The sequence below is a fragment of the Rhodopseudomonas sp. BR0C11 genome (assembly GCF_010820945.1).
Taxonomy (GTDB): Bacteria; Pseudomonadota; Alphaproteobacteria; order Rhizobiales; family Xanthobacteraceae; genus Rhodopseudomonas; species Rhodopseudomonas palustris_H.
This window is the reverse complement of the sequence record NZ_QTKI01000264.1, coordinates 1-6,605: the sequence shown is the minus strand read 5'-3', so window position 1 is coordinate 6,605 and position 6,605 is coordinate 1. Positions and strand designations below refer to the sequence as shown.

6 protein-coding genes are annotated in these 6,605 nt (G+C 65.7%); 3 read left to right on the top strand and 3 right to left on the bottom strand.

Translation table 11 applies throughout. From position 1 onward, the window contains the following. From DYI24_RS18210 to DYI24_RS18200, 3 genes are all read left to right on the top strand, one after another. Positions 1-689 (top strand): DMT family transporter (locus DYI24_RS18210; RefSeq protein WP_164573301.1); only part of this gene is annotated, 689 nt, incomplete at its 5' end. An 83-nt stretch (positions 690-772) separates the two neighbouring features. Continuing rightward, positions 773-2,119: an NRAMP family divalent metal transporter gene (locus tag DYI24_RS18205; protein WP_164573300.1), complete on the top strand. Its 1,347-nt coding sequence runs from the start codon at positions 773-775 to the stop codon at positions 2,117-2,119. 418 nt (positions 2,120-2,537) lie between these two features. Beyond that, positions 2,538-3,482 (top strand): IS5 family transposase, encoded by a 945-nt coding sequence (locus tag DYI24_RS18200; RefSeq protein ID WP_164573299.1) that lies wholly within the window; start codon positions 2,538-2,540, stop codon positions 3,480-3,482. A gap of 190 nt (positions 3,483-3,672) precedes the next feature. Here the strand turns inward: DYI24_RS18200 and DYI24_RS18195 are convergent, their stop codons facing one another. The 3 genes from DYI24_RS18195 to DYI24_RS18185 form a co-directional block, all read right to left on the bottom strand. Continuing rightward, positions 3,673-4,470 (bottom strand): TIGR02186 family protein, encoded by a 798-nt coding sequence (locus DYI24_RS18195; RefSeq protein ID WP_502706354.1) that lies wholly within the window; start codon positions 4,468-4,470, stop codon positions 3,673-3,675. Then, the gene (locus DYI24_RS18190) at positions 4,467-5,390 is read right to left on the bottom strand and encodes a sulfite exporter TauE/SafE family protein (RefSeq protein ID WP_349627793.1); all 924 of its coding nucleotides are present in this window, start codon (positions 5,388-5,390) and stop codon (positions 4,467-4,469) included. The genes DYI24_RS18195 and DYI24_RS18190 overlap by 4 nt, the downstream gene beginning before the upstream one ends. A gap of 273 nt (positions 5,391-5,663) precedes the next feature. Next, positions 5,664-6,605: tetratricopeptide repeat protein (locus tag DYI24_RS18185; RefSeq protein ID WP_164573297.1), on the bottom strand; the 942-nt coding region annotated here is incomplete at its 5' end.

The following is a 6,605-nucleotide window of genomic DNA, read 5'->3' as shown; positions in this document are numbered from 1 at the left end:
CGATTTGCGCGCGGCTCGGCCTCGCCAATAACGCGCTGTATCTCGGCCTCGGCTATGTCGGGCTGCAGACCGTCTCGGCCGGCATCGGCGGGCTGATCGTCAGCGCCAATCCGGTATTCACCGCGGTGGCGGCCGCGCTGCTGCTGCACGAGGCGCTGACCTGGCGAAAGGTCGCCGGCCTGGTACTGGGTGTCGCCGGGGTCGCTTTCATCGTCTGGCACCGCGTGGCGATCGGCGCCGAGGCATCGACTGGGCTCGGCTTCACGTTGGCTTCGCTGGCGTCGATCGTCGTGGGCACCATCCTGTTCAAGCGTCTGGCGCCGCGCGGCAGCCTATGGATCGGCAACGGCATCCAGAATCTCGCCGCCGGGCTTGCGCTGACGCCGCTGGCGTTCTCGCTGTCGAGCGTCAACGACATCGTACCGAGCTGGCGGCTCGCCGGCGCATTTGCCTTCCTGGTGCTCGGCGGTTCGATTATCGCCTATTGGCTGTGGTTTCGGCTGCTGACGCTGTACGGCGCGACGGCGGCCAGCGCCTGGCACTTCGTGATGCCGCCGCTGGCGATGTTGTTCGCCTGGCTGGTGCTCGGCGAATCGATCGACGGCCGAGATTTGCTGGGTGTGATCCCGGTGGCGATCGGAATCTATCTGGTGACAAGGCCGGCGCGTCCGGCTGTCCCGGCAGGCTGAACTCCCGGGTGGGGCCTTCCGCTACCGGAACGAAGTGGCTTCCGCTACGTTGGAGTTCATCTCACCTAGCCGGGATCCCGAGCGTGACCTCTGACGTCAGACGAGAGTTCGACCGGCCAGACTTGATTGATCCAGCCCCGGATGGGGCGCCCAAGGTCCAACGCCTCCAAACCTTCCGGCTCCGCGGCTTCTTCAAAACGCTCGGACCCGGCCTGATCACGGGGGCCTCCGACGACGATCCGTCCGGGATCGGTACCTACAGTCAGGCCGGCGCGCAGCTCGGTTACGGCATCGGCTGGACCATGCTGCTGACGTTTCCGCTGATGGTGGCGATCCAGGAGATTTCCGGCCGAGTCGGTCGCGTCACCGGTCACGGCATCGCCGGCAACGTCTGTCGGCATTATTCCGGCCGCCTGCTCGCCGTGATCGTGGTGCTGCTGTTCACCGCCAACACCATCAACATCGCCGCCGATCTCGCCGCGATGGCCGATGCCACCAAGCTGCTGATCGGCGGGCCGGCACTATTCTACGTGGTGGCGTTCGGTACGATCTCGGTGCTGGCGCAGATTTTCTTCGACTACAAGCGCTACGTCTCTGTGTTGAAATGGCTGACGTTGTGCCTGTTCGCCTATGTGGGCGCACTGGCCGCCGCCAAGGTCGACTGGGGACAGGCTGCCGCCGGCGTGCTGATCCCGCACGTCGCCTGGAGCAGCACTTATCTCACCACCATCGTGGCGATCCTCGGCACCACGATCTCGCCCTATCTGTTCTTCTGGCAGGCCTCGCAGGAGGCGGAGGAAGAGCGGATCGATCCGCACAAGAAGCCGCTGATCAAAACGCCACAGGACGCGCCACAGGAATTCCAACGCATCCGGGCCGACACTATCATCGGCATGGCGTTCTCCAATCTGATTGCGCTGGCGATCATTATCACCGCGGCCGCCACGCTGCACGCCAGCGGCAAGACCGATATCGAAACCTCGGCGCAGGCTGCCGAGGCGCTGCAGCCGATTGCCGGTTCGTTCGCCGAATGGATCTTTGCGCTCGGCATCGTCGGCACCGGCTTGCTGGCGATTCCGGTGCTGGCAGGTTCGGCCGCCTACGCGGTGGGTGAGGGTAGGCGCTGGCCGGTCGGTCTGGCGCGCAAGCCGAAGCAGGCGGTGGCGTTCTACAGCGTACTGGCGCTGTCGGCTGTGCTTGGCATCGCGCTCAACTTCGCGCCGATCAATCCGATCTCGGCACTGTATTGGAGCGCAGTGATCAACGGCGTCCTCGCCGTGCCGGTGATGGTGTTGCTGATGCTGATCGCCCGCCGCCGCGACGCCATGCACGGCTTCGTCGTCCGCGGCCCGCTGCACTGGCTCGGCTGGCTCTCGACCGCCGCGATGGGTGTCAGTGTGGTGGCGATGGCGGTGGGGTATTTGCTTTAACTAGCTCCACACGTCGTCATTCCGGGGCGGTCGCGAAGCGACCGAACCCGGAATCCCGAAGTTATCAGGCCGAGAGGTCGACACACATGGCGCTGCCGGATGCCCTGAAGCTCCGGATTCCGGGGTCGCGCGTGACACGCGCGCCCCGGAATGACGAGTGTGGGGGGAGGTTTAGAGCGCTTCATCGATTGATTGAAGCGGATTTGGCCTTTGCCAAGCGTCCGAAGTCCTCATCCTGAGGAGCCCGGCAAAGCCGGGCGTCTCGAAGGATGAGGAGCCACATCGCCTGCGGCGCATGGTTCGAGACGGCGCTTCGCGCCTCCTCACCATGGAGACCTTTGCACGGATAGCTCTGCCGTGATTCGCTAGTGTTGGTGAGTCGCGGAGGTCTGAGATGGGACAGCGGCGGATTGGTCAGTTGGGTCTGTTGGACGCGGCGGTCAGCCGCAGGAAGCCGCGGCGGGCCGACGTGCTGGACGATATCGGCCGATTGCTCGACTGGGCGGCCTTCGAGCGCCTACTGGCTGTGATCCCGGTCGCCGCCAAGGGCGAGCCGTCGTTTCCGGCCCTCATGATGTTCAAAGCGCTGCTGCTGCAGCGCTGGTACGGGTTGTCAGATCCAGCGATGGAGGCGGCGCTGTTCGATCGGCTGAGCTTCCAGCGCTTCGCCGGCTTGTCGCTGGACGACGAGACGCCGGATCACAGCACAATCTGGCGGTTTCGTGAGCGCCTGACCAAGATGGGACTGATCGAGGAGCTATTCGCGGAGCTTCAGGGCCAACTCGACACCCATGGCTTGCTGATCAAGCAGGGCACGCTGATCGACGCTTCGATGGTGACGAGCGCGGCACGCCGGCCACGCAAGGAAGATGGCACAACCAGCCCGGTCGATCCCGATGCCAGGTTCGGCGCGGATAACGAACGCCGCCGCTTTACCTTCGGCTACAAGATGCATGTGGCAGTCGATCAGGGTACGGGCCTGATCCGCAGCGGCCGGCTAACCTCCGCCAACATCCAGGATGTCAGCGTCGCGCCCGACCTGCTGCCGCCCAGCGCCGGCACGGTCTATGCCGACCGCGGCTATCACAGCCGATCGCTTCGCGAGCTGCTGGCGCAGAAGGGCTTCGGCGACGGAGTGATGCGCCGCGCCCACAAGAACCAGCCCCTCACGCCTGAGGAAGTCGCGCGCAATCACGCTTTGGTGCCGCTGCGCAGCCCTGTCGAAGCGGTGTTCGGCACGCTCAAAAGAAGCTACGGCTTCACCCGCATGCGCTACTTCAACGCGGCGCGGAATCTCACGGCCTTCCTGCTCGCCTGCATGGCCTACAATCTGCGGCGAAGTCTCCAACTGAACCCGGCATGAGCGGCCACGGGTCCAAGCCGCCTGAGCGCCAGCTGAGCCGCAGCCGGATCGACGCCAGCAAGGCAATCTCGATGCCGCCCAACCGCCTTAGCGCAGATATCGCCATCCGAGCAAAGGTCTCCACCATGAGGCTCTACAAGCTGCGACCGCTAGGAAGTTCGGTCCTGATTCTGTCAAAAGCAGAGATGCTCTAGTCGCGCCGGAACACGATCGATGCCATCCAGCCGGTGGCGAGGGCCATCAGGGTGGTGATCAGGCCGTAGATGATGCCGTGCTGACGCGCTGCGGTGGCGACGAATTGTTCGAAGCCGATCTTGGCGATTTCGAACGAGGTGTCTGTCTCGGTGAGCAGTTCCCCGCCGGAGAACAGCTTGATGGAGATGTCGTAGCTGCCGATCGGCACTTCGGCCGGCAGCGGAATCCCGGTGCGGAACAGCGTCGGGGTGAGGAATTTCACCGCTGTGGTGTCTTCGCGGTACAGCCCGCGATCCTCGCGCAGCCGCAGGAAAGCTTGGCGAAACTGGTCGTCGGCAACGACGTCTGCGTAGTCGGTGCCGATCCGCTGTGTCAGCAGCACGTGGTTCATGCCGAGCTGCTGCCGGCGCCGCACCTCGGTCGGCGCGATGGCGTCGATCGGCCGGTTGGCGAAGATCGCCAGATAGCTCGGCACCATCAGGAATTCGCGAGAGTCGCTGTTGATCCAGATGCCGAATTTTCGCTCCTTGCGCCGCGTCACCATGTTGGCGCGCGGGCCGAACACGCTGATCACCAGATCGTATTTGCCGGCTTCGACGAACGCCGGATGGTCTTTCTCGATCGCGCCGAACAGCACCAGCTCGCCGCCCGAATAGTTCGGCGTGACGGTGACACGGGCGTTGGAGACCGACACGATCAGTCGCTCGGCACGCGCGGGCGCGGCGAGCGGCAGCATCAGCGCCAGCAGCGCGGCGGTGGCGATCGTGCGGAGTGAGGTGAGCCGCGCCGTCACGTCGGGCTCAATTCGCGCAGCGTGAACAGTTCGGCGGGGCGGATGCCGAGTTCGATCGCGAACCGCACGCCGACCGCCAGCACCAGCAGGCCGAGCAGCAGGCGGAGCTGTTCGCCGCGGATACGCTGGCCGGCGCGGGCGCCGAACTGCGCGCCGGTGACGCCGCCGATCATCAGGATCAGCGCCAGCACCGCATCGACGAGGTGGCTGGTGGCGGCATGCAGCACGGTGGCGATCAGCATCGTCACCAGGGTCAGCACCATCGAGGTGCCGACGACGGTGCTGGTCGGGACCCGCAGCAGATAGATCAGCATCGGCACCAGGATGAAGCCGCCGCCGACGCCCATCACTGCGCCGATGAAACCGATCAGCACGCCGATCGCCACTACCGGCAGCACCGACAGATAGATTTTGGAGCGCTTGAACCGGACCTTGAACGGCAGCGCATACAGCCAGTTGCGGTTGCCGGAGCGGCCTGCCAGCGGCACCTCACCGCGGCTGGAGCGGCGGATCGCGCGGATGCCTTCGTACACCATCAGACCGCCGACCGAGGTCAGCAGCACCACGTAGGACACTGCGATCACCAAATCGAGCTGACCTACCGAGCGCATCAGCACGAAGAACCAGACGCCAAGTCCTGTACCGGCAATGCCGCCGTATAACAGCACGAACGCGAGGAGTGGATCGATTGCGCGGCGTCGCCAGTACGACAGCGCACCGGAGAATGAGGAGGCCGCCATGTGGCTGGTCACCGAGGCGACTGCGACGGCGGGCGAGATGCCGATGAAGATCAGCAGTGGCGTCATCAGGAAGCCGCCGCCGACGCCGAACATCCCCGACACGAACCCGACCGCGGCGCCCATCGCCAGCACGAGCAGGACGTTGACCGGGAGATCGGCGATCGGGAGATAGAGCTGCACGCGCGGTTCGCTTCGGAGTTCTCGCTGTGACGACAGCATCCCCGGCTCAACGGCTGACGCTTCGCCCCGGAGATGTTCTTGATTCAATGATCTGGCAACAGATCAGACCCGCTCAGCCGGACCGGCATGGCGGACTTCGCGCCAGATCGCGGTCCATCTGAACCGCTGTCCTTGCATAACCGAAATTAGTTCACGCCGGGATTACAGAATCGGTCGCAACCGAGTTTTTTAGGCCCGGTAGCGGCGATCTCGTCCACCTGATGGACGCTGGCGTTAGCGAGCCGCGCGCTTGGCCGCTGCGGCCGGCTGTCCGTCCCAGCCGCCGGCTGGCGCCGCGACCTTGACGGCGGCGTCGGGCTGCGGTTCGGCCGTGAAGGTCTGGATCGCGAGCTTGGCGGCCGCCAGCGACTGCGGGTCGAGGCGCTTGGCGACATCTTCGCGCTTGCGGCCCGCATCCTCGTCGCCCTGAGCGGCGGCGAGAGAGAACCACTTGTACGACTCCGCGAGGTTCTGATCGACGCCGATGCCGCGGGCATACAGGATGCCGAGGTTGAACTGGCTGTCGGCAACGCCGCGCTCGGCGGCCTTGCGGAACCAGGCCGCAGCGGTTTTGTAGTTCGCGCCCTTGCTGCCGCCGTCGGCGTACAGCACGGCCAGATTGTGCATCGCCTTGGCGTTCCCGCGATCGGCCGCGGTCGAATACAGCTTCCGCGCGACGTCGAGGTCGCGCTTCACCCCGAGGCCCTTCTCGTACAGCGTGCCGATGCGGAAGATCGCCGGCGTCACGCCGGCATCCGCTGCGCGCTGATACCATTTGGCGGCTTCGTCGTAGTTCACCGGCACGCCCTTGCCTTCGGCGTAGCGGGTCGCGACTTCGTAAGCGGCAGCGGCATCGCCCTTGAGCGCCAGGGTACGCAGCGTCGCACCGCCAATGGTGTCGGGCAGCCGCTCGGCGGACGGAATCGCGACGGTGCCGAACTTCTCCGGCGCCGCGCTCGGCTGCGACGGGATCGTGCCGGTGATGTCGCTGGACGCGGCAGGCTCGGTCTGCTGCGCCGCCGGCGGCGTGTACAGCGACTGACGCTCGACCGGAGTCGGCGAAATCATCGACGGCGGCGGAGCGACCGGCGCGACAGACGGCGGTGCGGCGGGCTCGGTCGGATCGGATTGCCGCTCGTCCGCAGGCAGGCGCTGTTTGTCCGGTGCCGGGCCGGG